At 67.9% G+C, this 25185-nt stretch carries 22 protein-coding genes and 2 tRNA genes; 15 read left to right on the top strand and 9 right to left on the bottom strand.

All coding sequences use genetic code 11. The annotated features are described in order from the left end of the window. Positions 1–3 precede the first annotated feature (3 nt). Positions 4–990, top strand: a complete 987-nt coding sequence (gene trxB, locus CSIV_RS09135; RefSeq protein WP_077051066.1) for a thioredoxin-disulfide reductase — start codon at positions 4–6, stop codon at positions 988–990. 62 nt (positions 991–1052) lie between these two features. Further along, positions 1053–1376: a thioredoxin gene (gene trxA / locus CSIV_RS09130; protein WP_077051390.1), complete on the top strand. Its 324-nt coding sequence runs from the start codon at positions 1053–1055 to the stop codon at positions 1374–1376. A gap of 224 nt (positions 1377–1600) precedes the next feature. Here trxA and CSIV_RS09125 read toward each other — a convergent pair whose 3' ends face one another. The 3 genes from CSIV_RS09125 to CSIV_RS09115 all read right to left on the bottom strand — a co-directional run bounded on the left by CSIV_RS09125 (position 1601) and on the right by CSIV_RS09115 (position 3927). Further along, on the bottom strand, positions 1601–1948 hold the full coding sequence (locus tag CSIV_RS09125) for a tryptophan synthase subunit alpha (protein ID WP_077051065.1): 348 nt from the start codon (positions 1946–1948) through the stop codon (positions 1601–1603). Between the two features lie 84 nt (positions 1949–2032). Beyond that, complete coding sequence (locus CSIV_RS09120; RefSeq protein ID WP_077051064.1) at positions 2033–3010, bottom strand: ParB/RepB/Spo0J family partition protein; 978 nt, start codon at positions 3008–3010, stop codon at positions 2033–2035. Next, the gene (locus CSIV_RS09115) at positions 3010–3927 is read right to left on the bottom strand and encodes a ParA family protein (protein ID WP_077051063.1); all 918 of its coding nucleotides are present in this window, start codon (positions 3925–3927) and stop codon (positions 3010–3012) included. Before CSIV_RS09115 ends, CSIV_RS09120 begins: the two co-directional genes overlap by 1 nt. A 3578-nt stretch (positions 3928–7505) precedes the next feature. Between CSIV_RS09115 and CSIV_RS09110 the strand changes: the two genes are divergently transcribed. Next, positions 7506–8297 carry a hypothetical protein gene (locus CSIV_RS09110; protein ID WP_202401100.1) on the top strand — a complete coding sequence of 264 codons (792 nt, stop codon included), beginning with the start codon at positions 7506–7508 and terminating at the stop codon, positions 8295–8297. Positions 8298–8307: 10 nt separating this feature from the next. On the opposite strand, the gene rsmG is transcribed toward CSIV_RS09110, so the two are convergent. The 6 genes from rsmG to rpmH are packed head-to-tail and all read right to left on the bottom strand — an operon-like array spanning position 8308 to position 11384. Then, positions 8308–8937 carry a 16S rRNA (guanine(527)-N(7))-methyltransferase RsmG gene (gene rsmG, locus CSIV_RS09105; protein WP_139340652.1) on the bottom strand — a complete coding sequence of 210 codons (630 nt, stop codon included), beginning with the start codon at positions 8935–8937 and terminating at the stop codon, positions 8308–8310. Positions 8938–8947: 10 nt separating this feature from the next. Next, positions 8948–9451, bottom strand: a complete 504-nt coding sequence (locus CSIV_RS18030; protein WP_077051061.1) for a Jag family protein — start codon at positions 9449–9451, stop codon at positions 8948–8950. Between the two features lie 18 nt (positions 9452–9469). Further along, on the bottom strand, positions 9470–10543 hold the full coding sequence (gene yidC / locus CSIV_RS09095; protein WP_077051060.1) for a membrane protein insertase YidC: 1074 nt from the start codon (positions 10541–10543) through the stop codon (positions 9470–9472). Between the two features lie 3 nt (positions 10544–10546). Further along, complete coding sequence (yidD, locus tag CSIV_RS09090) at positions 10547–10903, bottom strand: membrane protein insertion efficiency factor YidD (RefSeq protein WP_077051059.1); 357 nt, start codon at positions 10901–10903, stop codon at positions 10547–10549. Continuing rightward, complete coding sequence (gene rnpA, locus CSIV_RS09085; protein ID WP_077051058.1) at positions 10900–11238, bottom strand: ribonuclease P protein component; 339 nt, start codon at positions 11236–11238, stop codon at positions 10900–10902. The genes yidD and rnpA overlap by 4 nt, the downstream gene beginning before the upstream one ends. A gap of 8 nt (positions 11239–11246) precedes the next feature. Further along, positions 11247–11384: a 50S ribosomal protein L34 gene (gene rpmH, locus CSIV_RS09080; protein ID WP_013584598.1), complete on the bottom strand. Its 138-nt coding sequence runs from the start codon at positions 11382–11384 to the stop codon at positions 11247–11249. Positions 11385–11679: 295 nt separating this feature from the next. Here rpmH and dnaA point away from each other — a divergent pair, with 295 nt between their 5' ends. From dnaA to CSIV_RS09020, 12 genes are all read left to right on the top strand, one after another. Beyond that, positions 11680–13104 carry a chromosomal replication initiator protein DnaA gene (gene dnaA / locus CSIV_RS09075; protein ID WP_077051057.1) on the top strand — a complete coding sequence of 475 codons (1425 nt, stop codon included), beginning with the start codon at positions 11680–11682 and terminating at the stop codon, positions 13102–13104. 450 nt (positions 13105–13554) lie between these two features. Then, complete coding sequence (dnaN, locus tag CSIV_RS09070; protein ID WP_077051056.1) at positions 13555–14706, top strand: DNA polymerase III subunit beta; 1152 nt, start codon at positions 13555–13557, stop codon at positions 14704–14706. A gap of 48 nt (positions 14707–14754) precedes the next feature. Then, positions 14755–15906 (top strand): DNA replication/repair protein RecF, encoded by a 1152-nt coding sequence (gene recF / locus CSIV_RS09065; protein WP_077051055.1) that lies wholly within the window; start codon positions 14755–14757, stop codon positions 15904–15906. After that, positions 15899–16387 (top strand): DUF721 domain-containing protein, encoded by a 489-nt coding sequence (locus CSIV_RS09060; protein ID WP_077051054.1) that lies wholly within the window; start codon positions 15899–15901, stop codon positions 16385–16387. The genes recF and CSIV_RS09060 overlap by 8 nt, the downstream gene beginning before the upstream one ends. 119 nt (positions 16388–16506) lie before the next feature. After that, positions 16507–18543, top strand: a complete 2037-nt coding sequence (gene gyrB, locus CSIV_RS09055) for a DNA topoisomerase (ATP-hydrolyzing) subunit B (RefSeq protein ID WP_077051053.1) — start codon at positions 16507–16509, stop codon at positions 18541–18543. Positions 18544–18575: 32 nt separating this feature from the next. After that, a complete protein-coding gene (gene gyrA / locus CSIV_RS09050) occupies positions 18576–21203 on the top strand; it encodes a DNA gyrase subunit A (protein WP_077051052.1) in 2628 nt (875 codons plus the stop codon). Then, positions 21200–21604: a DUF3566 domain-containing protein gene (locus tag CSIV_RS09045; protein WP_077051051.1), complete on the top strand. Its 405-nt coding sequence runs from the start codon at positions 21200–21202 to the stop codon at positions 21602–21604. Before gyrA ends, CSIV_RS09045 begins: the two co-directional genes overlap by 4 nt. A 68-nt stretch (positions 21605–21672) precedes the next feature. Beyond that, positions 21673–21746, top strand: a tRNA-Ile gene (locus tag CSIV_RS09040). A 14-nt stretch (positions 21747–21760) separates the two neighbouring features. Next, positions 21761–21833, top strand: a tRNA-Ala gene (locus tag CSIV_RS09035). Positions 21834–21944: 111 nt separating this feature from the next. Beyond that, the gene (locus CSIV_RS09030) at positions 21945–22646 is read left to right on the top strand and encodes a FadR/GntR family transcriptional regulator (RefSeq protein ID WP_077051050.1); all 702 of its coding nucleotides are present in this window, start codon (positions 21945–21947) and stop codon (positions 22644–22646) included. 126 nt (positions 22647–22772) lie between these two features. Continuing rightward, positions 22773–24185 carry a four-carbon acid sugar kinase family protein gene (locus tag CSIV_RS09025; protein ID WP_077051049.1) on the top strand — a complete coding sequence of 471 codons (1413 nt, stop codon included), beginning with the start codon at positions 22773–22775 and terminating at the stop codon, positions 24183–24185. A 33-nt stretch (positions 24186–24218) separates the two neighbouring features. Further along, positions 24219–25115 (top strand): NAD(P)-dependent oxidoreductase, encoded by an 897-nt coding sequence (locus tag CSIV_RS09020; protein ID WP_077051048.1) that lies wholly within the window; start codon positions 24219–24221, stop codon positions 25113–25115. The last annotated feature ends 70 nt before the right edge of the window (positions 25116–25185 follow it).

Below are 25185 nucleotides of genomic sequence, written 5' to 3'. Positions count from 1 at the left end.
ACCGTGCGTCACGTCATCATCATCGGATCGGGTCCTGCCGGCTACACGGCCGCCATCTACGCCGCCCGAGCCAACCTCGAACCCCTCGTCGTCGCGAGCTCCGTCGAAGCCGGCGGCGACCTCATGACCACCACCGACGTCGAGAACTTCCCCGGTTTCCCCGACGGAATCCTCGGACCCGACCTCATGGCCAAGATGCAGGCGCAGGCCGAGCGTTTCGGCGCCGAGGTGCTGTACGACGACGTCGTCTCGCTCGAGCTCGACGGCCCCGTCAAGAAGGTCACGCTCGGCAGCGGCAAGGTGCACGAGGCAGCTTCGATCATCTACGCGACCGGCTCCGCCTACCGCAAGCTCGGACTCGAGGGCGAAGAGCGTCTGTCCGGCCACGGTGTCTCGTGGTGCGCGACCTGCGACGGCTTCTTCTTCCGGGAGCGGACCATCGCCGTCGTCGGCGGCGGCGACTCCGCGATGGAAGAGGCGAACTTCCTCACCAAGTTCGCTTCGAAGGTGTACATCATCCACCGCAAGGACTCGCTCCGCGCCTCGAAGATCATGCAGGAGCGCGCCTTCGCGAACCCCAAGATCGAGTTCGTCTGGAACAGCGAGGTCGCCGAGATCCTCGGTGACGAGGCCGTGAACGGTGTGCGCCTGCGCTCCACCGTCGACGGTTCGGAGCGCGACCTCGAGATCGAGGGCCTCTTCGTCGCGATCGGCAACGACCCGCGGACGCACCTCGTGCACGACAAGCTGCAGCTCACCCCCGAGGGCACGATCTGGGTCGACGGTCGCTCGTCGCGCACGTCGGTCGACGGCGTCTTCGCCGCGGGTGACGTCATCGACCCCACCTACCGTCAGGCCATCACGGCTGCCGGCAGCGGCACCGTGGCCGCGCTCGACGTGGAGCACTTCCTCGCCGCGCGCGGTGAGGCGGGCGAGCCCGCCGTCGCCGAGAGCCCCCTCGAAGGGCTCCCCGACGCCGCTGTCGTCTGAGGAATAAACCCACGCTCACCGGGGTTTCCACCGGTAACGCTTCCATCTAAGGAGAAATGCACATGACCGCCAAGGCGACGACCAGCGCGACCTTCGAGCAGGACGTCCTGCAGGCCGAGGGCCCCGTTCTCGTGGACTTCTGGGCCGAGTGGTGCGGACCGTGTCGTATGGTCAGCCCCGTTCTCGACGAGATCCAGTCCGAGAACGCCGACAAGATCACCATCGTGAAGCTCAACGTCGATGAGAACCCCGACCTCGCGATGAAGTACCAGATCACCTCGATCCCCGCGATGAAGGTCTTCGAAGGCGGCGAGGTCAAGACGACCATCATCGGCGCCAAGCCGAAGTTCGCTCTCGAGAAGGACCTCGCGGCCTACCTCGGCTGAGCCCGCTCGCAGCGATAAGCCCCCGGCACCCTTGTGGTGTCGGGGGCTTTCTCGTGGGTGACGGGATGCCGGGAGCAGACTCGCTCGATCCGGGCCGCCCTGCGGCCGCCTGGCCACCGAGGCGCTTCCGGGGTGGCCGCGGCACCAGAGCCGCCTCCGGGAGCTCTGCGCGGCGTCCTGGAGCGTTCAGGGCTGACTGGCCGTACGCCGGGTCGCTGGTGGGCCTAGGAGGCGTCGAGGCGCACGGATGCGTCCCAGCGACGGTGGGGTTCCTCATCGCCGAGGATCCGCCACACCGCGCGCGTGAGCGCCGGATAGTCCAGCGCGATCTGTCGCAGCACACGGTAGTTGCGGGACCGGTTCGGCCGGACGCCGCCGTTCTCGGCGATGTTCTCGGCTCGGAGGGTGAGCACGACGAGCTCATCGACGCTGGGGAGATCTTCCATGAAGTCCCAGGGGTCCTCACCGCCGCGAAGACGCTCGTGAATGAGGACGGCGAGTTCGTCCGAGGCCTCCGCGCGCAGCAGTTCGAGACTGGCGCGGCGGCGAGGGCCCTGGTCGTTCGCGGTCACCTCTCCAGCCTACGTCGGGCCTCGGACAGAGGAGCCGCTCGGCGCCGTCTCCCGGCATATGCCGAGAAGGGAATGAGCCGATGTTCAGCCGGTGTAACCGTCTTCTCCGAGTACGGCGAGAATCCGGTTGAGGTCCTGGATCGTGGCGAAATCAATGCTGATCTGGCCTTTTCTTGCGGTGAGCGACACCTTCACCTTGGTGTCGAACCGGTCACCCAGACGCTCGGCGATGTCATCGAGACCGGAACGACGGCTCCCGGCCTTGGGCTTCTGACGAACGGGGGCGACTCCCGGCATCTTGGCCGCGGCCTCGGCCGCCCGGACGGAGAGGTCTTCGTTCACGATCTTGTCGGCGAGCTTCTGCATCTCGCGCGGGTCGTCGAGCGAGAGGATCGCGCGCGCGTGGCCCGCGCTCAAGACGCCGGCCGCGACCCGCTGCTGCACGGGGACGGGGAGCTTCAGCAAACGGATCGTGTTGCTGATCTGCGGACGCGAGCGACCGATGCGGGTGGCGAGCTCCTCCTGCGTGATGCCGAAGTCCTCGAGGAGCTGCTGGTAGGCGGATGCCTCTTCCAGCGGATTCAGCTGCGATCGGTGCAGGTTCTCGAGCAGCGCGTCGCGGAGGAGGAACTCGTCGTCGGTCTCGCGAACGACGGCGGGGATCGAGGACAATCCGGCCTCGCGCGACGCGCGGGTACGGCGCTCGCCCATGATGAGTTCATACGTGCCGTCACCCTTGTCGCGGACGACCACGGGCTGCAGGACTCCGAACTCGCGCACGGAGTGGACGAGCTCAGCGAGGTCTTCCGGATCGAAGTGCGTCCGCGGCTGACGGGGGTTGGGCACGATCGACTGCGGGTCGATGTGCACCAGCCGAGCGCCCGGGACAGCGACGAGGTCCGACGCCGTGTCATCCACGGGCTCGGTCGCCGAGGTCGTCGCCTTCGACTCCTCGGTCTTCGTGCCGCCGGGGAAGAAGACGTCGACCGGGCGGGCCTCCGACGACTCGGCGGTGGGGATGAGGGCGCCGATTCCGCGGCCCAGTCCGGTTCTCTTGGCCATCAGTCTTCCTTCGTGGTGGTGTCGCGTGCGACGATTTCGACCGCGGCTTCGCGGTAGGCGATCGCGCCCGCCGAGTGGCCATCGTAGGCGATGACCGTTTGTCCGAAGCTCGGCGCCTCCGACACGCGCACCGAGCGGGGGATCACCGTGTCGAGCACCTCATCCGAGAAGTGCTGACGCACCTCATCCGCGACCTGCTGTGCGAGGCGCGTTCGACCGTCGTACATGGTCAGCAGGATCGTCGACACGTGCAGGGCGGGGTTCAGATGCTTCTGGATCATCTGAACGCTGCCGAGAAGCTGGCTCAGACCCTCGAGCGCGTAGTACTCGCACTGGATCGGAATGAGGACCTCATCCGCCGCCGTGAACGCGTTGATCGTCAGCAGCCCGAGAGACGGCGGGCAGTCGATGATCACGAAGTCGAGGTGGTTTCCGGCATCCGCAAGGTAGTCACGCAGGGCCCCGCGAAGGCGATGCTCGCGCGCCACCTGGGAGACCAATTCGATCTCGGCCCCGGCGAGGTGGATCGTGCTCGGAGCACAGAGGAGGTTCGGCGACTCCGGGCTGGTCTGGATGATGTCAGCCAGCGGGAACTCGTCGATCAGCACGTCGTAGATGCTCGCCGTGTCCGCGTTGTGGGGCACACCGAGTGCGGTCGACGCGTTGCCCTGAGGGTCGAGGTCGATGACGAGAACCTTGGCACCCAGCGACGCGAGAGCCGCCGAGATGTTGACGGCCGTGGTCGTCTTCCCGACGCCACCCTTCTGGTTCGACACCGTGAATACGCGGGTTCGCCCCGACAACTTCACCTCGACTGCCTCCAGCGCTCGGCGCCGAGCCGAGAGATCCGCGAGCTCACGTGCAATGGGGGAGTCCTCGAAGGAGGTCGAGCCGGACGACTCGCCGGATTGTTTCACGTGAAACGCGCTCCTTCATCTCCGGGGACAACATCCTCAGTCTACGTGGGCACACCGACCGTGCGCAGGCGCGTGTCGGGAATCGCGGGGTGAATCCGGGTCATCTCCAGCGCGGGTGCCCGCAGAGGATCGCGGATTGTCGTCCACGAGGAGACGAACGCACAGCTTCCCGGACACACTCGGTCCCGTCGCCGCATCAGCTGTCTACGAGCACGGCGCACTGATCTCGTCGGTGGTGGCGTGCAGGGGGAGCCCGTCTATTCGCTCGTTCGGGCGTGGAGGGCTGTTGTTCGCACTGACGGGCGGGGACGCTGCGTCGTCGCGCCCAATGTGGATGTTTCACGTGAAACGTTGCGATTGCCGAGCGCATGAGCGTCGGTGCTCCTGCGTGGCTATATGGCTTCTACACCCTGTGCTGCACCTACGTGGTCGTGGCGTTCGAATGAGTGGTGTTTACTCTCAGCCGGCTCTGGTCATCGAGGGCAGCCCCCGTTCGCCCCACCACAGCCGGTCGTCACGGCTCGCACGCCAGGGGCATGTCGGTACGCCCTTCGGGATCGACTTCGCGCGCACGGACCCGCGCTCTCCACCGCCCCCGGGCCCCATCGGCCCTCCGCGACAGCCCGCACCGCCGGAGTGTCGCCCACGACGCCGCAACCGTGGGCGCTTTCGAAGCCCGCGTCCGACGTCTTGCTCGCCACACCGTGTGAAGCGATCTCCCAATGCGCCTCATCACCGACGATCTCCGTCACGCTGGGATCCGGTGACAGTCGAGCTCGCGTCTGCGCTCCGGAGGCGCATCTGGCCTGGCCGCGCAATGCGGGCTCGATGTTTCACGTGGAACATCTCGGGTTGGCGCCAACAGTCAATGAGTGTCCAGGCCGTCACACCGCGACTGCTCGGGCCCTGTGTGCCGCCGCACCTCGCGTCGCGCCGTCTGCCACGGCACCACGTCCATCCGTGTGGCCCCCCCCCCCGCCGCACCGCCTGGGTCTGTGAACCGCATCTGCGCAGGCCAAGCGCCGATGCCAGCCCCCGGGGATGCTGGGACAGCGACGACCGGGGAGTCCCGACACCCACGCAGCTGTGCGGTGCACTCCATGGACGAGGCTGGTCGATCAGACCACGGCCGGCGCCGTAGCCGCCGTCACCCACACGGCGGCCGCGCACAGCACCGCACCCCGAGACGCGAAACAGCCGCTTGGCCGCGCGCGCTGACAACCGGCGGCCGCCATCCCGGCATACCCCTGTGTCGCTAGTGGCGCTCGTTTCGCCGTGCGGCCACGGTTCGGAGACATCAGCCCCACCAAGGACCGCAATCCCAGTCGACACTCATTCGTCGCCGCGGGACCTGAAGTGTCGAGCGGTAGTGCGCTCTGCCGGGAGGCGGCACGCCGCGGGCATCCAGCTCATTGCCGTCACAACGGAATGTTTCACGTGAAACATACCCACGCGCGAGGCGAGTAGATCGAGCGCGCCGTTAGACACGAAGCTTCGCAGCGCGCATTCGAAGGGACGGTTCGGCGGGCGACACATCGCCCTACCGGGGCCGAGGCCGCGGGGATGCACGTCACCGCGCAACCGCACGCACTTCCATCGACCGCCTACCCGTATCCCACCGGGCGCAGAGGAAGCGGGCGACAACCCACGGCCCGCCGATTCGGTGCTCGGTCCGCACCCTCTCGGTGGCCCACATCTCGGATTCCGGCCTGAGAGGATGACGAATGACGCGTCCCCGGCCGCTCATCCGGCGGCGTGCCTCCGGACACATCATCCCGGAGCGGCCTGAGCCACCTACACAGACGACGCCGACCTACCTAATGTGCGGCCTCGTCGGTACGCATACAGAAAGCACGGCTCGGTCACGCGATCAGGCCCCTCGGACAGCCACGATCCTCGCGCTAGCAACGGCGTGCGCGCGGCGGACGGACGTGGCGGTCCGTCGAGCTCGTCCACGGGCAGGCCGCCGACGAGACGATCAGATTTCGGCACCCCCCGCCCACTCGCCACCACGGCTGCCCTCAAGTGTGGCACCGCACACGGATACCGGCGCACGGAACCGTCTCACGTGATCGCCGGTCGCGTGTCGCACGGGCCGGGTGAGGCACGGTCGCCCGAGGTGAGCACCATCTGCGCGCCAATCGCGCCTCGCGGGGTGGAACGCGATGTTCCACGTGAAACATCCGCATACAGACGCCCTTCGGAGCGTGACTCACGCGTGGTGCGCGCCAGGCTACTTCCTCACGCGAGCAGCAAGCGTGGGCAGCCCAGAACGACAGCGATGGCGGCACGGCGGGGCCGCGCGGGCGGGGGAGCGGATGCCGACGGTGGCAGATGGACGGCGTCGAGTAGCGATCATCGCGGGACCCGCTCGACGACAGCGCGACCAGGATCTGACGGGAGCACCGTGCTGGCGGCTCGATGTTTCACGTGAAACACCTCGGGGATGCGCACCATCACCGCAGGTGTGTGCGGCACTACTTGTCACGCGAAGCACCCCGGAACACCGGCGCACAGGCCCCGCAACCGGATGCTCCTCTCCACAGTCAGGGCGAGCCGCCGCCCGCCCGAACCAGGGTGGGGGGAAGACCACGCACCCCATCCCCATCAGCGGGCACGCGCGGAGATGGCACAAACACACAAGCTAATGCGCTTTCTTGGGTGGTCCACGGCATCACGCGGTTCAGCCCGGATGGCTACGCTCACCTTCTTTCGACCGAGTTCACGGACCACATGTCATCTCGCGTGCCAGCCAGCCGCTCTTCGACCTGCGTGCACTACCGGATGAGCATCCCCACCGACCGACCGCCTCTTCCGCGCGAAGACGGCTCATCCGGACGTCGCCTCGCAAGGATAGGAACGTCCTGCACGCTCCGCTCCCTCCCATCACGGTGTGGGAGAGGCCCCGACCCCGACGCGATTGCGGAACTGCGCAGAGCGCGGTGGTCACGACGTGCCCGCGACCCCGCGGTGTCGACGCCATCACCCACGCCCAGAACCGAGTGACTGGCGCCCGACGCGCCTCAGACACCCGAACTTCGACGTCGACCCATCACCGTGTTGGAACATGGGATGACGGTGGGGGAGTGTGTGCCGACCCATCGACGTGCGACGCGGCACCGATGACAGGAAACCACACGTTCCGCGCGGCCCCAGTCCTGCTCACCGGCGACTCTCGCGGGACGAACATCGATGGTCGCGACGCCACACCACCACGGGAGACCGGGGAGGGGGTGCCAGATCCCGAGGACTAAGGCGTCGGCGACAGTCGCAGCGCGGCGCATCGCAGCCTCGACCCCGTCGACACGCACACAAGCGAGCGCGCAGACACCGGAACAGTGGCGCAGCACGTCTCACACTGCCGAGAAGCGGAGCGCCGCAGACTCTGCGAGTCGCGACTCGCCCAGCTTCTCGACGCCGCCACGAAGAGATGCCCGACCCGACCCCACCTGCTGGCGAAGCCGCGGGACCCACCTCGCGAATGGTTTCACGTGAAACACTCACGACCTCGCGCGCGACGGGGACGCGGGCACACTCCGACCGCATCCATGTCAGACCTTCACGGCAGACTGGCTGTCATGCTTCGAACGCCGGGTGACCCGCTCTCGCCACCCCCGACCTCCGCGCCCATCATCGACGACGACTTCTCGAACGGCGAGCTCGCGCCGGTGTGGGTTCCGCACTATATGCCGCACTGGACGACGGCGGACCGATCGGCCGCACGGCTCGCCTTCGCGCCCGAAGGCCTCGATCTGCGCATCGAGGAAGACCAGCTCGAGTGGCGTCCCGAAGACGGTCCGATGCGGGTCTCGAATCTGCAGACCGCCACGTTCTCGGGCGCTCTCGGCTCGAACGTGGGAACCCACCGCCACCGTTCGGACGGACTCCTCGTTCGTACGCACACGCCGACGAGTCTCCGCTACGCCCCGACGGCCGGCCGTGTCGATGTCACGCTGCGGGCCAGCACCGATCCCGACTGCATGACAGCCATCTGGCTGGTCGGCACCGAACACGACGACCCGCGAGACTCGGGCGAGATCTGCGTCGCGGAGATCGACGCGGATGCCATCGGCGCAAGCACGCGCGTGCGGTGCGGCATCAAGGCCCACCACGACCAACGGCTCCGCACCGACATGATCGCGACGACCGTTCCGCACGACGCGTCGCGCTTCCTCACCTGGAGCGTCGAGTGGGGCGGGGGAGTGACCACCATCGGATGCGAGGGACGCCTCGTCGCCGCCTTCGATCAGGCTCCGGCGTATCCCCAGATGCTCCTCATCGACGTGTTCGAGATGTCACCCGGTCGAGGCGCCTACCCGAAAGCGGCAACGGTGAGGCGTGTTAAGGCGTGGTCGACCAAATCCCATTGAATGGGAGTAGCTACCGCGTGACCGTCGCCGTCAGGACGCGCGTCGGTTCGTCGACCACGCCCTCACCCACGACATGCACCTCGATGTCGGACACACCGAAGCGCCGGATCTGCTTCTCCGCCGCGTCGACCTCGGCCGCCACGTTCGCGCCCTTGAGGTAGGCGAGTCGCCCTCCCACCCGCGCCAGCGGCGCGGTCCACGGAATGAGCGTCCTGAGCGCACTGACGGCACGTGCGGTGACGACATCGAACACCCGGCCCTTGGCCCATTCCTCTGCGCGGAGACGCTCCACGGTGACGTTCTCGAGGCCGAGGTCGGCGACCTGCTCACTGAGCCAGATGGTCCGTCGCTCCATGGGCTCGATGAGAGTGAACTCCACGTCCGGTCGTGCGATCGCGAGCACGACACCGGGAAGGCCGGCACCTGACCCCACGTCCGCGACTCGCCCCTCGAAGAACGGTGCGGCCACCGCACTGTTGAGGATGTGCCGGGTCCAGAGCCGCGGCACCTCGAGTGGTCCGATCAGACCACGCTCTTCGCCATGCGCCGCCAGGGCGCTCGTGAACCGCCGTGCCAGATCGATGCGCTCACCGAACAGCGCCGCCGCGGCATCCGGTTCCGCTTCGAGTTGGTTGCCCACGTCGAACGGATCAGCCGCGACGCAGCACGGTGTGCCGGTCCGCACCCTCACCGAAGGACTCGGACGAGTACCCGCGGTCAGCCGCGATGTCGTGCACGAGCTTGCGCTCGTAGCTCGACATCGCCGGCAGCGACGCCTGCGAGGCGCCCTCCTCGAGACGCTGGATGGCACGGTCGACGAGGTTCTCGAGCTGACGCTGACGCGCATCGCGGGAGCCGCCGATGTCGAGGATCAGACGCGAGAAGCGTCCCGTCGAGTTCTGCACGGCCAGGCGGGTGAGTTCCTGCAGAGCCTGGACGGTGTCGGGGTGCGAGATCGTCGACAGCGCGGAGGCATCCTCGGCCTCGACGGACACGTACGCACGGCCGGCGCGCACATCGAGCGCCAGGTCGCCGTCGATATCGGCGATGTCGAGGAGCCCTTCCAGGAAGTCGGCGGCAACGTCGCCCTCCTGCTCCAGCTGCTCCTCGGTGGCGGCGGTGTGCTCGGTGGCGATCTGCTCGGACGTCGTCATCTCATGGTCTCCAGGTGCTCAGGAGGGGGAGTCGGTTCCGGGCTTCGCGGTCGTCCGCGGAGCGGTTCCGGAGGCCTTCGGGGACTGCTGCTGCTTCTTGGCGCGCTGCTTGCCGACGGGCTGCTGGCGCTTCGGCTGTGCGGCGCGTGCGCGCTCGGCCTCTTCGAACAGGCGCTGCTGTTCGGCCTCGTACTTCTCGATCGGAACGACCTTGCCGCTCGAGTCGATCGCCTTGCCCTTGCGGGCGAGCCGCTCTTCCCGCGCCTTCGCGGCATCCGATCCGGGAGTCGGCATCTCGCGGATGACGACGAACTGCTGCACCATCGTCCACAGGTTGCTGACGAACCAGTAGATGACGACGCCGAGCGGGAAAAAGACACCCGAGAAGATGAAGGCCAGCGGCAGGATGTAGAGCATGATCTTCTGCATCTGGTACGCCTGACCGGTCTTGGCCTCGGGCGACAGGTTCTTCGAGATGATCTGCAGCTGCGTGAAGAACTGCGACGCGATCATCAGCACGACGAGCGTCAGCAGGATCGCGACGGTGACCTGACCGTCGGACTGGCCCCACGCGGTGACGAGGTTGACGTGCATGGATGCCACGTCGAACAGGCGCGCGTCGTAGAACTCGCGGGTCAGCTCAGGGGTCAGGAGACCCACGCCGCCGAGACCGCTCGTCGCGTGCTTGGCGACGTCGTTCAGCACGCTGAACAGGGCGAAGAAGATGGGCATCTGCACGAGCAGCGGCAGGCAGCTCGAAACCGGCGTGGTGCCGTGCTTCTTGTAGAGCGCCATGGTCTCGCGACTCATCGCCTCGCGGGAGAGCTGGTCCTTCTTGCCCCGGTACTTCTCCTGCACCTTGCGCAGCTCGGGGGCGATCTCCATCATCTTGCGCTGGCTCTTGATCTGCTTGACGAAGAGCGGGATGAGCGCCGCCCGCACGATGAGAACGAGGCCGATTATCGACAGCACCCACGTGAGGCCCGCGGCCGGAGGCATGCCGACCGCGGTGAAGAGCGCATGCCAGCCGACCAGCACGAGCTCGACGGCCCATTTCAAGGGCCAGAGGACGATTCCAATGAGATCCGGCACGGATCAGTCCTTTCGGGAGGGCACGACGAAGCCGTGCGGAGTGAGTTCGTGACGGAAGGCGCGGTGCGGACGGACGTCGTCGATGCCTCCCTGAGCCCAGGGGTGGCAGCGGGCGAGGCGGGCCGCGGTCAACGCGGCACCTTTGACGAGTCCGTGCTGCTGCACGGCGCCCACCGAATAGGCGGAGCAGGACGGGTAGTACTTGCACACGTCGCCGTAGACGTGCGAGATCGTCGCGCGGTAGGCGTGCAGAAGGGCGAGGCCGGCGTTGCGGGGGAGAAGGGGAACGGATGCCGCGATGGTGTCCCACTCCAGGTGCCCGACGCCGGTGGACGAGGTGGGCAGCGTCGACGTACTCATGCGGCGGCCTTGCGCTGCAGGCACCGGACGACGTCGGCGCGGAGATCGGCGTAGTCGACGGTGGCGGCCGACGGGAGCGCGCGGATGACGACCGAGGCGCCCCCGCGGACGAGCGGGAGCGCCTCGGCGCACACCGCCTTGAGGCGGCGGCGGACGGTGTTGCGTGTGACGGCGGAGCCGACCTGGCGGCTCACGATGAAGCCGAACCGTGCGGGACCTTCGTCCGGCACGCTGCCGACGTAGGTGACGGTGTGCGTTCCGGCACACCGAGAACCCCGACGGACGGTGGCTTTGTAATCCGATCCGCGGGTGAGTCGGTTCGGCTTCGCGAGCACTAGGTGGGTCAGGCCGAGAGCTCGGTGCGGCCCTTGGCGCGACGCGCCGCGAGGATGCCGCGGCCGGCGCGCGTACGCATACGGGCGCGGAAGCCGTGCTTCTTGGCGCGACGGCGGTTGTTGGGCTGGAAGGTGCGCTTGCTCATGGGTCACTCCGGAGGTGATGTCACCCGATGCTCTTCTGCCGGGGGACGTGGTCGGGACTGCCGTGTAGGCATAAGTCAACCGACTAAGGCTACGTCGTGCGCGACGTTAACTCAAACCGGGAGGTCGACCGCTCATTATCCCCAAGCGTCGTCCACACCCGTGGCAAAGACACGCGAGCGCGTTCTACAGTTGATTTGGCTCCGTGCGGACCGCGAACTAGCGTGTCCCCGGAAGTTATCCACAGGTTCGGCGCGCTGCACGTCGACAGTCGCGCGCCGAGATCCCGGAGGGGATATGTCATTGCACCAAGTACCGGATGTTCCCGTCTGGTCCGCCGTGCTCGACCATCTCCTCACCGATGACCGCGTCACCCCGCAGCTCCACGGCTTCCTGAACCTCGCCGTTCCGCAGGGCGTCATGGGGGGCACGCTCTACCTCGACGTCCCGAACGACCTCACCGCGGCGCAGATGAACAAGCGCATGCGCGCGCCCATCCTCGAGGCCCTGACGCAGGTGCAGGGCGTCGACCCCGAAGTGAGCAACTTCCGCGTGGTCGTGAACCCCGAGCTCATCGAGTCGCACCGTTCCGCACCCGCCGTCGACGAACGACCGGTCGCGAACTCGACACCGAACACCCATTCGCCCCTGCCCGAGCAGGCGCCCGACCCGATCGTCCCGGCCTCCCGGAACGACACGCGGCTGAACCCGAAGTACACCTTCGACAACTTCGTCATCGGGCAGTCCAACCGCTTCGCGCACGCCGCCGCGGTCGCCGTGGCCGAGGCGCCCGCGAAGGCGTACAACCCGCTGTTCATCTACGGCGACTCCGGCCTCGGCAAGACCCACCTCCTCCACGCGATCGGCGACTACGCCGCGAGCATGTACGCCGGCATCCGCGTGCGCTACGTCTCGAGCGAGGAGTTCACGAACGACTTCATCAACTCGATCGCGAACAACCGCGGCTCGGCCTTCCAGGCCCGCTACCGCGATGTCGACATCCTGCTCATCGACGACATCCAGTTCCTGCAGGGTCGCGCCGAGACGCAGGAAGCGTTCTTCCACACCTTCAACACGCTGCACGATCACGACAAGCAGGTCGTCATCACCAGCGACCTCCCTCCGAAGCAGCTCACCGGGTTCGAAGACCGCATGCGCAGCCGCTTCGAGTGGGGTCTCATCACCGACGTGCAGGCGCCCGACCTCGAGACGCGTATCGCGATCCTCCGCAAGAAGGCGCAGAGCGAACGACTCCTCATCCCCGACGACGTCCTCGAGTACATCGCGACAGTCGTCTCCTCGAACATCCGCGAGCTCGAGGGGGCGCTCATCCGCGTCTCCGCCTTCGCAAGCCTGAATCGCTCGACGCTCGACATGTCGCTGGCGCAGACCGTGCTCCGCGACATCATCGACCAGGACGACGCCAACGTGGTCTCGCCGACCGACATCATCACCGCGACCGCGCAGTACTTCAAGCTGTCGGTCGACGATCTCTACGGGTCGAGTCGCTCGCAGGCCGTGGCCACGGCGCGACAGATCGCCATGTACCTCTGCCGTGAGCGCACGAGTCTGTCCCTGCCGAAGATCGGGCAGCTGTTCGGCAACCGCGATCACACGACGGTGATGTACGCGTACAAGAAGATCAGCGACCTCATGAAGGAGCGGCGCTCGATCTACAACCAGGTGTCCGAGATCACGACGCAGCTGGGGCGCATGCGCTGAGCGCTCATCTGAACTGAGGGGTTCGTCCGCATCCGCGGGCGAACCCCTCGGTCGTTTTCGCGCGCGAGCGAGGCCGTAAGCGACGTTCGCGGCAGATCTTTTACTGGGTTCTACACAGTGTGGAAAACCTGTGGATAACTCGAATTCTCTGCGGAAGACATGTGAACGACACGCGTCCGCCTGTGGAGGAAGCGGAGAACCCGCACGCGACCGAACGTGTTAACTGCCCAGGCTCTCCGCAACGCGTCCACAGATCACAGGCGTGTAGTTCCCTTGTGTTAACACGCCTCGCGTGAGTTATCCACACTCTCCACAGCTGTTAACAAGATGAAGAATCCATTGATGAGTTATCAGAGGTTCGATGACCTTGCAGTGCGAACGTGTGCCGACGTGTGCCGACTCGGTCGGGCACTAGCATGGGTAAGCCATACCGCCGTCAAGGGAGCGCCCGTGAAGTTTCACGTCAATCGCGATGTCTTCAGCGAAGCCGTTTCGTTCGTGGTCAAGCTCCTGCCGCAGCGCAACCCCCAGCCGATCCTGGCCGGTGTGCTGATCGAAGCGGGCGAGCAGGGTCTCACGCTCGCCGCATTCGACTACGAAGCATCCGCCCGCACCACGATCGAAGCGACCGTCGACGAGCCGGGGACGATCCTCGTCCACGGCCGTCTGCTCTCCGACATCGCGAGCCGGCTCCCCAACGCGCCCATCCAGATCGCGGTCGACGACGACGGCGGCATCCTGCTCACGTGCGGCTCGGCGCGCTTCACGCTGGCATCCATGCCCGTGCAGGAGTACCCGGCCATCCCCGAGGTCACCGGCGAGTCCGGTCTGGTCCCCGCTGACGACTTCGCCACCGCGATCGCGCAGGTCGCCTTCGCCGCGTCGCGAGACGACGTCACCCCCGTCCTCACGGGCGTGCAGCTCGAGGTCACCGGCACGCAGCTGAGTCTCGTCGCCACCGACCGCTACCGCGTCGCGCTCCGCGAGATCCCCTGGGACGGCGGGGCTGCGGCATCCGACGAGCCGACGGCAGCCCTCGTGCCGGCACGCACGCTGCAGGAGGTCGGCAAGACCTTCGCGCACGGCGGCGACATCTCGATCGCCTTCTCGGGCTCGGGCGACCGCGAGATCATCGCCTTCTCCTCGGGCAACAAGACCGTCACGTCGCTGCTCATCAAGGGCAACTTCCCGCCCGTGCGCCGTCTCTTCCCCGCGCAGACCGAGCACCACAGCGTCGTCAACACCGCCGAGCTCGCCGAAGCCGTGCGCCGTGTCGCCCTCGTGCTCGACCGGTCCGCCCCGCTGCGGTTCACCTTCGGTCCGGACGGGGTGTCGATGGACGCCTCGGGAACCGAGCAGGCCCGCGCGACGGAATCCGTCGACGCGACGCTGGTCGGCGATGAGGTCACCCTCGGCCTGAACCCGCAGTACCTCCTCGAGTCGCTCGGCGCCGTCCGCAGCGAGTTCGCGCGCATCACGTTCACCTCGAGCGACAACGCCAACAAGCTCAGCCCGGTGCTCATCACCCCGCAGACCTCGGTCGACAAGGGCGGCGAGGGCTCGTTCAAGTACCTGCTGCAGCCCAACCTCCTCCTGCGCTGAGGGGGCTCCGGCCCGGCGCATGTCGGGGCCGCCGGGTAGTCTGACTCGGTGATCGTGGAGCAGCTCGGACTGACGGATTTCCGCAATTATGCGGCCGCCGACGTGGCGCTCTCGGCCGGCGCGAACCTCTTCGTCGGCCGCAACGGTCAGGGGAAGACGAATCTCGTCGAGGCCGTCGCGTATCTCGCGACGCTGGGCTCGCATCGCGTCTCCAGTGACGCGCCGATGGTGCGTGACGGGGCGGATGCCGCGATCGTCCGGGCGCGTCTGGCCCACGGGGAACGCAGCGTGCTGCTCGAGCTGCAGCTGAACCGCCAAGGATCGAACAAGGCGCGGGTCAACGGCGTGAACGTCCGAACGGCCGAACTGCCCCGCTACGCGCAGGTGGTGCTGTTCGCCCCCGAGGATCTGCAGATCGTGCGGGGCGACCCGTCGGCGCGTCGGCGGTTCGCCGATCAGCTCATCGTCCAGCGGTCCCCGCGTCTCGCCGGCGTCCTGGCCGACTACGACCGTGTGCTCCGCCAGCGCACCGCGCTGCTGAAGTCGGCACGTGCGCGCGGCATCCGCGGCGATGCCCTCGGAACGCTCGACGTGTGGGACGACAAGCTCGTCGCCCTCGGTACCGAGGTGATCGAGGCGCGTCTGGCATTGGCATCCGATCTCTCCGCTCCCGTGGCCGAGGCGTACGCCGCGATCGCGGGTGCCGACCACGACCCGCGTCTGCGCTGGGCGCTGTCGGTGGGCGGGGGCGATCCCGAGGAGGGCGACGACGCCACCGAGGCGGGGATGACGGGATCGCTCGCCGACCAGTTCCGGGCCGCGCTCGCGGCCCGGCGCGCGACCGAGCTCGAGCGGGGCCTGACGCTCGTCGGCCCGCATCGCGACGACCTCGTCCTCGAAGTGCGGGGTCTGCCCGTGAAGGGATACGCCTCGCACGGCGAGTCGTGGTCGGTGGCGCTGGCTCTGCGCCTGGCATCCGCTCAACTGCTCCGCGCGGAGTCGCGTCTCGGCGACCCGGTGCTCATCCTCGACGACGTATTCGCCGAGCTCGACGCCGGTCGCCGCACACGCCTCGCCGACCTGGTCGCGGGATACGAGCAGGTCATCGTGACCTCCGCCGTCGAAGAGGACGTGCCCGACGGTCTGCGTGCGCACGTCGTCCGCGTCGAGTCCGGCCGGATCGAGGGCGCCGATGAGTGACGAGCCCGACCTCCCCGAGACCATCGCCACGTACCTGCGGCTGCGCGGTCTCGAGCCGTCGCCGTATCGCAAGAAGAAGCGTCGCCGGCGTGCCGATGACGGCGAGAACGCCCCGTTCACCCCGGGCCGCGATCCCCGCGGCCTCGGCGATGTGCTCTCGACCCTGACGAAGTCGGCCGGCTGGGAGCCGCAGCTGGCGCGCGAAGACCTCGTCCGTACCTGGCACGACGTGGCCGGTGCCGACACCGCCGCCCACACCCGCCCGGTGGCCCTGGATGCCGGGATGCTGACCGTCCAGGCTGACTCGACGGCGTGGGCGAAGCAGCTCCAGTTGATGCGCGCGCACATCCTGTCGGAGATCATCCGGCGCTTCCCCGAGGCGGGGGTCGAGTCGATCCGCTTCATCGGGCCGGACGTCCCCTCCTGGAAATGGGGGACGAGAGCCGTTCCAGGCCGCGGCCCGCGCGATACCTACGGCTAGGCCATGGTCGGGGTTGGCTCGATCCGATTTATCCCCTCCTAGGGGCGTACACACCGCTTCGAGCGGCCTCGCGCGGTAGGATGGAGGTTCCGACGAATCGATCTGGAGCTCGCGAAGTCATGACGTCCGAAAACCCCGACAACGTTTCCGCGGAACCCGAAGCGACGACCAGTGCGAAGGTTCCCAACGAGTACGGGGCAGACGCCATCCAGGTGCTCGAGGGTCTCGAGGCCGTCCGCAAGCGTCCCGGCATGTACATCGGCTCGACGGGCGAGCGCGGCCTCCATCACCTCGTGCAGGAGATCGTCGACAACTCCGTCGACGAGGCCCTCGCCGGCTACTGCGACCTGATCGACGTCACGATCCTCTCCGACGGCGCCGTCCGTGTGATCGACAACGGCCGTGGCATCCCGGTCGACATGCACCGCACCGAGGGCAAGTCGACGGTCGAGGTCGTCCTGACCGTTCTGCACGCCGGTGGAAAGTTCGGCGGTGGCGGGTATGCCGTCTCCGGCGGTCTGCACGGCGTCGGCTCGTCGGTCGTCAACGCGCTCTCGACCCGCCTCGAGGTCGAGGTCAAGCGCCAGGGACACGTCTGGCGGCAGTCCTTCCGCGACGGTGGTGTGCCGCTGGCGCCGCTCGCCCAGGGCGAGGAGAGCGAGGAGACCGGCACGACGATCACGTTCTGGCCGGATGCCACGATCTTCGACACCGTCGACTTCGACTACGACACCCTCCGGACGCGCTTCCAGCAGATGGCGTTCCTGAACAAGGGACTCCGCATCAGCCTGCGCGATGAGCGTCCGGATGCCGTGGTCACCGAGGGCGAGCCCGGCGAAGAGGTGACCGCAGCCCGGCACGATTCGTTCCTCTACGAGCGCGGCCTCGTCGACTACGTCGAGCACCTCAACCGCGTGCGCAAGGCCGATGTCGTCAACGACGAGGTCATTGAGGTCGAGTCCGAGGACACCGACCGCAAGATCGCCCTCGAACTGGCGATGCAGTGGACGACGGCCTACACCGAGAACGTCTTCACCTACGCCAACACGATCAACACCCATGAGGGCGGCACGCACGAGGAGGGGTTCCGCGCGGCGCTGACGACGCTCGTCAACCGCTACGCGCGCGCGAACAACCTCCTCAAGGAGAAGGACGACAACCTCACGGGTGAGGACATCCGCGAGGGGCTCACGGCCGTCATCTCGGTGAAGCTGTCGGAGCCGCAGTTCGAGGGCCAGACGAAGACCAAGCTCGGCAACACCGAGGCGCGTGCCTTCGTGCAGAAGGTCGTCGGCGACAAGCTCGGCGACTGGTTCGACCGCAATCCCGCGCAGGCCAAGAACATCATCCGCAAGGCCATCGACGCCGCGACCGCGCGTCTCGCCGCCCGCAAGGCCCGCGAGACCGCTCGGCGCAAGAGCGTCTTCGAGTCCGCGGCCATGCCCGACAAGCTCAAGGACTGCACGTCGAAAGACCCGTCGATCAGTGAGATCTTCCTCGTCGAGGGTGACTCCGCCGGCGGCTCGGCCGTGCAGGGTCGCGACCCGCACACGCAGGCGATCCTGGCGCTGCGCGGCAAGATCCTGAACGTGGAGCGCGCGCGCCTCGACCGAGCGCTGGGCAACAAGGAAGTCCAGGCGATGATCCAGGCCTTCGGCACGGGCATCGGCGAAGACTTCGACATGGCCAAGGCCCGGTACCACAAGATCGTCCTCATGGCGGATGCCGACGTCGACGGGCAGCACATCACGACGCTGCTGCTCACGCTGCTCTTCCGTTACATGCGCGGTCTCATCGAGGCCGGCTTCGTCTACCTCGCGCAGCCGCCGCTCTACCGCCTCAAGTGGTCGAACCACCCGCACGAGTACGCGTACAGCGACCGTGAGCGCGACGCGCTGCTCGTCGAGGGCCAGGCCGCCGGTCGCCGTATCCCGAAGGACAACGGCATCCAGCGCTACAAGGGTCTCGGCGAGATGAACGACCACGAACTGTGGGAGACCACGATGGACCCCGAGACCCGCACCCTCAAGCAGGTCACGATCGACGACGCCGCCGCGGCGGACGAGATCTTCTCGGTGCTCATGGGCGAGGACGTCGAGTCGCGACGCAGCTTCATCCAGCGCAACGCCAAAGACGTCCGCTTCCTCGACATCTGATCCCGGTCGACTCGATACGAAACTGAGAATCCATGGCTGACGACATCACTCCCGAGCCCGCCGGCGCGCCCGAAGAGCCCGCGCACAATCACGGGAAGATCGACCAGGTCGACCTCCAGCTCGAGATGCAGCGGAGCTACCTCGACTACGCGATGAGCGTCATCGTCGGGCGCGCGCTGCCCGACGTGCGCGACGGCCTGAAGCCCGTGCACCGCCGCGTCATCTACGGCATGTACGACGGCGGCTTCCGTCCCGACAAGTCGTTCTCGAAGTGCGCCCGCGTCGTCGGCGAGGTCATGGGGCACTACCACCCGCACGGTGACGCCCCCATCTACGACGCCCTCGTGCGTCTCGTTCAGCCGTGGTCGCTGCGCTATCCGCTGGCCCTCGGGCAGGGCAACTTCGGGTCCCCGGGAAATCAGGGCGCGGCCGCTCCCCGGTACACCGAGACGAAGATGGCACCCCTCGCGCTCGAGATGGTGCGCGACATCGAAGAAGACACCGTCGACTTCGAGGACAACTACGACGGACAGACCCAGGAGCCGACGGTCCTGCCGGCGCGCTTCCCGAACCTGCTCGTCAACGGCTCGGTCGGTATCGCCGTCGGTATGGCGACGAACATCCCGCCGCACAACCTCCGCGAGGTCTCCGCCGGCGCCCTGTGGGCTCTGGAGAATCCGGATGCCAGCCGCGAAGAGCTGCTCGAGGCGCTCATGGAGCGCATCCCCGGGCCCGACTTCCCCACGCACGCGCAGATCCTCGGCACGCGCGGCATCAAGGACGCGTACCGCATGGGACGCGGCTCGATCACGATGCGCGCCGTCGTCAACATCGAAGAGATCCAGGGACGCACGTGCCTGGTCATCACCGAGCTGCCGTACCAGGTCAACCCCGACAACGTCGCGGTCAAGATCGGCGACCTCGCCCGCGAGGGCAAGATCACCGGTATCGCCGACATCCGCGACGAGACGTCGGGTCGTACCGGGCAGCGCCTCGTCGTCGTGCTCAAGCGCGACGCGGTCGCCAAGGTCGTGCTGAACAACCTGTACAAGCACACCCAGCTGCAGGAGAACTTCGGCGCCAACATGCTCGCCATCGTCGACGGCGTGCCGCGCACCCTGTCGCTCGACGGCTTCATCAGCCTGTGGATCGACCACCAGATCGAGGTCATCGTCCGGCGCACGCGCTACCGCCTGCGCAAGGCCGAGGAGCGCATGCACATCCTGCGCGGCTACCTGAAGGCGCTCGACGCGCTCGACGAGGTCATCGCGCTCATCCGCCGTTCGCCGACGGCTCAGGATGCCAACGAGGGACTGCAGAAGCTCCTCGACATCGACGACATCCAGGCGCAGGCCATCCTCGACATGCAGCTGCGCCGTCTCGCGGCGCTCGAGCGTCAGAAGATCGTCGACGAGGCCACCGAGCTCGAGGCGCGCATCGCCGACTACAACGACATCCTCGCCACCCCCGGTCGCCAGCGCACGATCATCCGTGACGAGCTCACCGCGATCGTCGACCGATTCGGTGACGACCGCCGGACCGAGATCCTCCACGGCTTCGACGGCGACGTGTCGATCGAAGACCTCATCGCCGAGGAGGAGATGGTCGTCACGGTCACCCGCGACGGCTACATCAAGCGCACGCGCAGCGACAACTACCGCCAGCAGCACCGCGGCGGCAAGGGCGTGAAGGGCGCGCAGCTGCGCGCGGACGACGTGGTCGAGCACTTCTTCGTCACCACGACCCACCACTGGCTGCTGTTCTTCACCAACAAGGGCCGCGTGTACCGCTCGAAGGCGTACGAGGTGCCCGAGGCCGGCCGGGATGCCAAGGGCCAGCACGTCGCGAATCTCCTCGCGCTCCAGCCCGACGAGGAGATCGCGCAGATCCTCGACATCCGCGACTACAACGTCGCGACCTACCTCGTGCTCGCAACGCGCAACGGTCTGGTCAAGAAGACCCGTCTCGACGAGTACGACACCAACCGGCAGGGCGGCGTGATCGCCATCAAGCTCCGCGGCCAGGCGTCCGACGACGGTGAGGATGCCGAGCAGGGCGCGGCCGACGAACTCGTCAGCGCACTGCTGGTCGACGAGGGCGACGACATCCTCCTCATCAGCCGCCTCGGCATGTCGTTGCGGTTCTCCGCCACCGACAGCGCGCTGCGCCCGATGGGCCGCTCGACGTCGGGCGTGAAGGGCATGGACTTCCGCGCGGGCGACAGCCTGCTCTCGGCATCCGTCGCCAAGGACGACGAGTTCGTCTTCATCGTCACCGAGGGCGGCTACGCCAAGCGCACCGCCGTCACCGAGTACCGCATGCAGAACCGCGGCGGACTGGGCATCAAGGTGGCTCGTCTGACCGAGGATCGCGGCGTTCTCGCGGGCGGTCTGATGGTGTCCGAGGGCGACGAGGTCCTTGTGGTTCTTGCCAGTGGCAAGGTGGTACGCTCCTCCGTGGCCGAGGTGCCTGCCAAGGGTCGCGACACGATGGGTGTCGTGTTCGCCCGTGCCGGAGGCGATGATCGCATCATCGCGATCGCCCGGAACAGCGAGCGGAACCTGACCGAGACGACGGAGACGACCACCGATCCGACCGCGCCCGATGCGGTCGAGACCGCCTCCTCTTCCGACACCCCCGAGGAAAGTACTGACGCATGAGCACGGTAGCCGACAAACTCGCCAAGAAGTCGACTCAGAAGACGTCCGCCAAGCAGGTGCGTCTGCGCCTGGTGTACATCGACTTCTGGTCGGCCCTGAAGCTCTCCTTCCTGGCCGCGGTCGCGATCGCGATCGTCACGGTCGTGTCGTACTTCCTGGTGTACCTCGTCGTCAGCGCCACCGGCCTCATCACCCGGGCCGACGAGTTCTTCGCCAGCTTCACCGACGGGAGCGCCACCCTGTCGCAGTACGTGGGCCTGCCCCAGGTCATGGCGTTCGCCGCGATCGTCGCGATTCTCAACCTGGTCGTCGTGACGGTCATGGGTGCGGTCCTGGCCGGCATCTACAACCTCGCCGTCAAGGTCACGGGCGGCCTGCTCGTGGGCTTCACCTCCAACTGACGCCGATTCGGAAAAACCTCGGGATTCAGGTAAAGTCTTCGAGGTTGACGACGTTGCGTCAGCGAGACGGGGCTATAGCTCAGGCGGTTAGAGCGCTTCACTGATAATGAAGAGGTCCCAGGTTCAAGTCCTGGTAGCCCCACCCGTTCCCTTCCCGGGGCCTTAGCTCAGCTGGTAGAGCGCCTGCTTTGCAAGCAGGATGTCAGGAGTTCGAATCTCCTAGGCTCCACATCGAATCCCTCCTCCGCGGTGCGTGTCGTCCACGCGGGCGCACGCTCTACGCTGGAGGAATGACGCCGGTAGGACCCCTCCCTCCGTGGCGTGAGAGCGAGACGACGTCATGAGCAGACGCAAATCCCTCGTCAACACCGTCGCCGATGAGCTGCTCGAACGCATCATCGCCGGTGATTTCCTGCCCGGAGATCCCCTCCCCACCGAAGCCGAGATCGGCGACGAGTTCGACGTGAGTCGTGTCACGGTCCGGGAGGCGCTGCGCACCCTGTCGGCGCGCGGGATCGTCCGTGTGCTGTCCGGCGTCGGCTCGCGCGTCGCCCCGGTCGAGGCCTGGCGATCGGTGCCCGACGCGCTCCGGTACCGCGCAGCCCGCGGCGACGACGCCACGGTCTCGGAGCAGCTCATCTCGACGCGCAGGCTGATCGAATGCGAGGCGGCCGCGCTGGCGGCTCCGCTCATCTCCGAGGTCGCCCTCGGCGAATGCGAGGAGTGCGTCGACTCGATGGTCGCGGCCTCGGCGCGGGCGGACGTGGACGCGTTCGTGGCGGCGGACCTGCGTTTCCATGCGGTGATCATGGAGGCGTCGGCCAATCTCTTCCTCGCCGTCCTTCTCGCGCCCCTCACCGAAGTGATGGCCGAGCGGCGGAAGCAGACGTCCCAGGTGCCGCAGATCCAGGAGCACGCGATCGCGGAGCACCGGGCCATCGTCGCCGCCCTGCGGACGGGCTCGAGCGCGGCCGCGCGGGCGGCGATGGACCACCACCTGCAGCAGACGCTCGACGATCTGCGCGCCTACGTCCTGAGCTGAGTCGGTTCCGCCCTGCGCGCGGAGACGCGACGGCCCGCTTGACGCTTCCTCCTGCATGCTGCATGCTGTCATACATCTGATAGCTGCTCTCGGAGACGCGAGCACTCTCAATGACGAGGAGAGAACGTGGCATCCATCGATCCGGCGGCGCTGCCCGCCGTCGCCGAGCCCGACGTCGACGCCCTGGCCGCCCGGGTCGCCGATGCGGACCGTGTCTTCGTCGTGCTGGACGACGACCCGACGGGCACGCAGTCCGTGGCGGACCTCCCCGTGCTCGGCGCGTGGGACGTCGAAGACTTCGCCTGGGCGTTCGCCTCGGGCGCTCCCGCCGTGTACGTGCTGACGAACTCCCGCAGCCTCGCGCCCGAGTCCGCCGAACGCATCAACCGTGAGGTCGTGCGCGCCGCCCTTCGCGCCGCGGAGCGGTCGGGGATCCGCGTCGATTTCGTCAGCCGCAGCGACTCGACGCTGCGCGGCCACTTCCCCCTCGAGCCGGACACGATCATCGAGGAGGTCCGCCTCGCCGGCGGCACGCACATCGGCAACACCGTGGTGGTCCCGGCGTTCCCGGATGCCGGGCGCATCACGATCGACGGGACGCACGGCGTCCTGGCGGATGGAGCGTTCACCCCCATCGGCGAGACCGAATTCGCCCGCGACTCGACGTTCGGATTCACGTCTTCGCGCCTCGCCGACTGGGTCGAGGAGAAATCGGGCGGCGAGATCGCGGCATCCGATGTCGTCCAGATCACCCTCGCCACACTGCGCCGGAGTGCAGCGGCGGTCGCCGACGCGCTGCGCTCCGCCGCCGACGGCGTGCCGATCGTCGTCGACGCGGTGGTCGAGGAGGATCTCATCCAGCTGGCGCTCGGTCTCGAGATCGTCGAAGCGGAGGGACGCTCGTTCGTCTACCGCGTGGGCCCGCCGTTCGTCCGCGCCCGCATCGGACAACGCCGTCGGGAGCCCGTGGACGTCGACGGTCTCACCGCCGACCGGTCCGTGCGCGGTGGACTGATCGTCGTCGGATCGCACGTCGGTCTGACCAGTCGCCAGCTCGCCCACCTGGTCGACCATCGCGATCTCGCCGTGGTGGAGCTGGAGGTGCCGCGGCTGCTCGAGGCGCATACCGCCGCCGACGAGGTGACGCGCGTGATCGACGCCGTCTCGACCGCACTCCTGGGCGGCGACGTCGTCATCCACACGAGCCGAACGCTCGTGCGCACCGACGACCCGGCCGAGAGTCTCGACATCTCGCGCCGCGTCTCGCAGGCCGTGGTCGACATCGTCCACGCGGTGGCCGAACGCCGCACCCCGCGGTTCGTGATCGCCAAGGGAGGCATCACGTCCAGCGACGTGGCGACACGCGGCCTCGACATCCGCCGCGCGCGCGTCCGCGGATCCCTCTTCCCGGGCATCGTCTCGGTCTGGGAGGCCGCGGACGGTCTGGCCGCCGGCATCCCCTACATCGTCTTCGCGGGGAACGTCGGCGACGACACCTCGCTCACCGCGGCGGTCGCGCGCCTGTCCGCGACCGCCTGACCGCGCCCGCCCCTCTTGAAAAGGATCGACCCCATGACCTCGACCCCCACCGTCGCCGTCCTCGGACTCGGAGCCATGGGCCTGCCCATGGCCGCACGTCTGGCCGAGACCCTCCCCGTCCGCGGCTTCGACATCGCTCCCGCCCGCCTCGTCCTCGCGCAGGAGTCCGGCGTCGTCCCCGCCGAGTCCGCCACGGATGCCGCGAGCGTCGCGCAGGTGGTGCTCGTGGCCGTCCGGGATGCCGCCCAGCTGAACGACGTCCTCTTCGGTTCCGCCGGTATCGCCGGATCGCTGCCGGCGGGTGCCGTCGTGGTGCTCACCAGCACGGTCGGGACGGACGGTGTCGCCGAGGTCGCCGCAGCCCTCGCCGAGAAGGGCATCGGCCTGGTCGACGCCCCGCTGAGCGGAGGCCCCGTCCGCGCGCGCCAGGGCGATCTGCTGATCGTGGTCGGGGCCGACCCGTCCGCGCTCGCCGTCGCTCGACCCGTCCTCGAGGCGCTGGCCTCGACGTTGACGATCGTCGGGGAACGTGCGGGCGACGGCCAGGCGCTCAAGACCGTCAATCAGCTGCTCTGCGGTGTCCACATCGCCGCGGCCGCCGAGGCGCTCGCCCTCGCCGACCGGCTCGGGCTCGACCTCGACCGGACCCTGGATGCCTTGCAGGCCGGCGCCGCCGCGTCGTTCATGCTCGGCAATCGCGGTCCGCGGATGCTGCAGGCCTGGGATGAGGACGGCGCGGAGGTGCTGAGCCGACTCGACATCTTCGTCAAGGACATGGGTATCGTCGGCGCCGCCGCCCGTCGCGTCGGACTCCCGGCGCCCCTCGCGGCGGCCGCGGAGCAGAGCTACCTCGTCGCCCAGACCCAGGGACTCGGCGCCGCCGACGACTCCGCCGTCATCCGTATCGCCGCCCCCACGCGTCGATCCTGAACCCCCTCGGGGCGGCCCGACGGTCGCCCCCTCCCGCGCACCCTGCGCACCCCGCCCGCATCGTCAAGGA

The sequence above is a fragment of the Microbacterium sp. CSI-V genome (assembly GCF_001984105.1).
In the GTDB taxonomy this organism is placed as follows: domain Bacteria; phylum Actinomycetota; class Actinomycetes; order Actinomycetales; family Microbacteriaceae; genus Microbacterium.
The sequence above is the reverse complement of the archived record's forward strand: the minus strand, read 5'-3'. Positions and strand labels throughout refer to the sequence as shown.

Bases quoted from the DNA above. Each gene is read 5' to 3' on its own strand.
- dnaA (WP_077051057.1), top strand. From the start codon at position 11,680: ATGTCATTGCACCAAGTACCGGATGTTCCCGTCTGGTCCGCCGTGCTC.
- CSIV_RS09120 (WP_077051064.1), bottom strand. From the start codon at position 3,010: ATGGCCAAGAGAACCGGACTGGGCCGCGGAATCGGCGCCCTCATCCCC.
- rpmH (WP_013584598.1), bottom strand. From the start codon at position 11,384: ATGAGCAAGCGCACCTTCCAGCCCAACAACCGCCGTCGCGCCAAGAAG.
- gyrA (WP_077051052.1), top strand. From the start codon at position 18,576: ATGGCTGACGACATCACTCCCGAGCCCGCCGGCGCGCCCGAAGAGCCC.
- CSIV_RS09110 (WP_202401100.1), top strand. From the start codon at position 7,506: ATGCTTCGAACGCCGGGTGACCCGCTCTCGCCACCCCCGACCTCCGCG.
- trxA (WP_077051390.1), top strand. From the start codon at position 1,053: ATGACCGCCAAGGCGACGACCAGCGCGACCTTCGAGCAGGACGTCCTG.
- CSIV_RS09020 (WP_077051048.1), top strand. From the start codon at position 24,219: ATGACCTCGACCCCCACCGTCGCCGTCCTCGGACTCGGAGCCATGGGC.
- CSIV_RS09045 (WP_077051051.1), top strand. From the start codon at position 21,200: ATGAGCACGGTAGCCGACAAACTCGCCAAGAAGTCGACTCAGAAGACG.
- CSIV_RS09060 (WP_077051054.1), top strand. From the start codon at position 15,899: ATGAGTGACGAGCCCGACCTCCCCGAGACCATCGCCACGTACCTGCGG.
- CSIV_RS18030 (WP_077051061.1), bottom strand. From the start codon at position 9,451: ATGACGACGTCCGAGCAGATCGCCACCGAGCACACCGCCGCCACCGAG.
- yidD (WP_077051059.1), bottom strand. From the start codon at position 10,903: ATGAGTACGTCGACGCTGCCCACCTCGTCCACCGGCGTCGGGCACCTG.
- CSIV_RS09030 (WP_077051050.1), top strand. From the start codon at position 21,945: ATGAGCAGACGCAAATCCCTCGTCAACACCGTCGCCGATGAGCTGCTC.
- gyrB (WP_077051053.1), top strand. From the start codon at position 16,507: ATGACGTCCGAAAACCCCGACAACGTTTCCGCGGAACCCGAAGCGACG.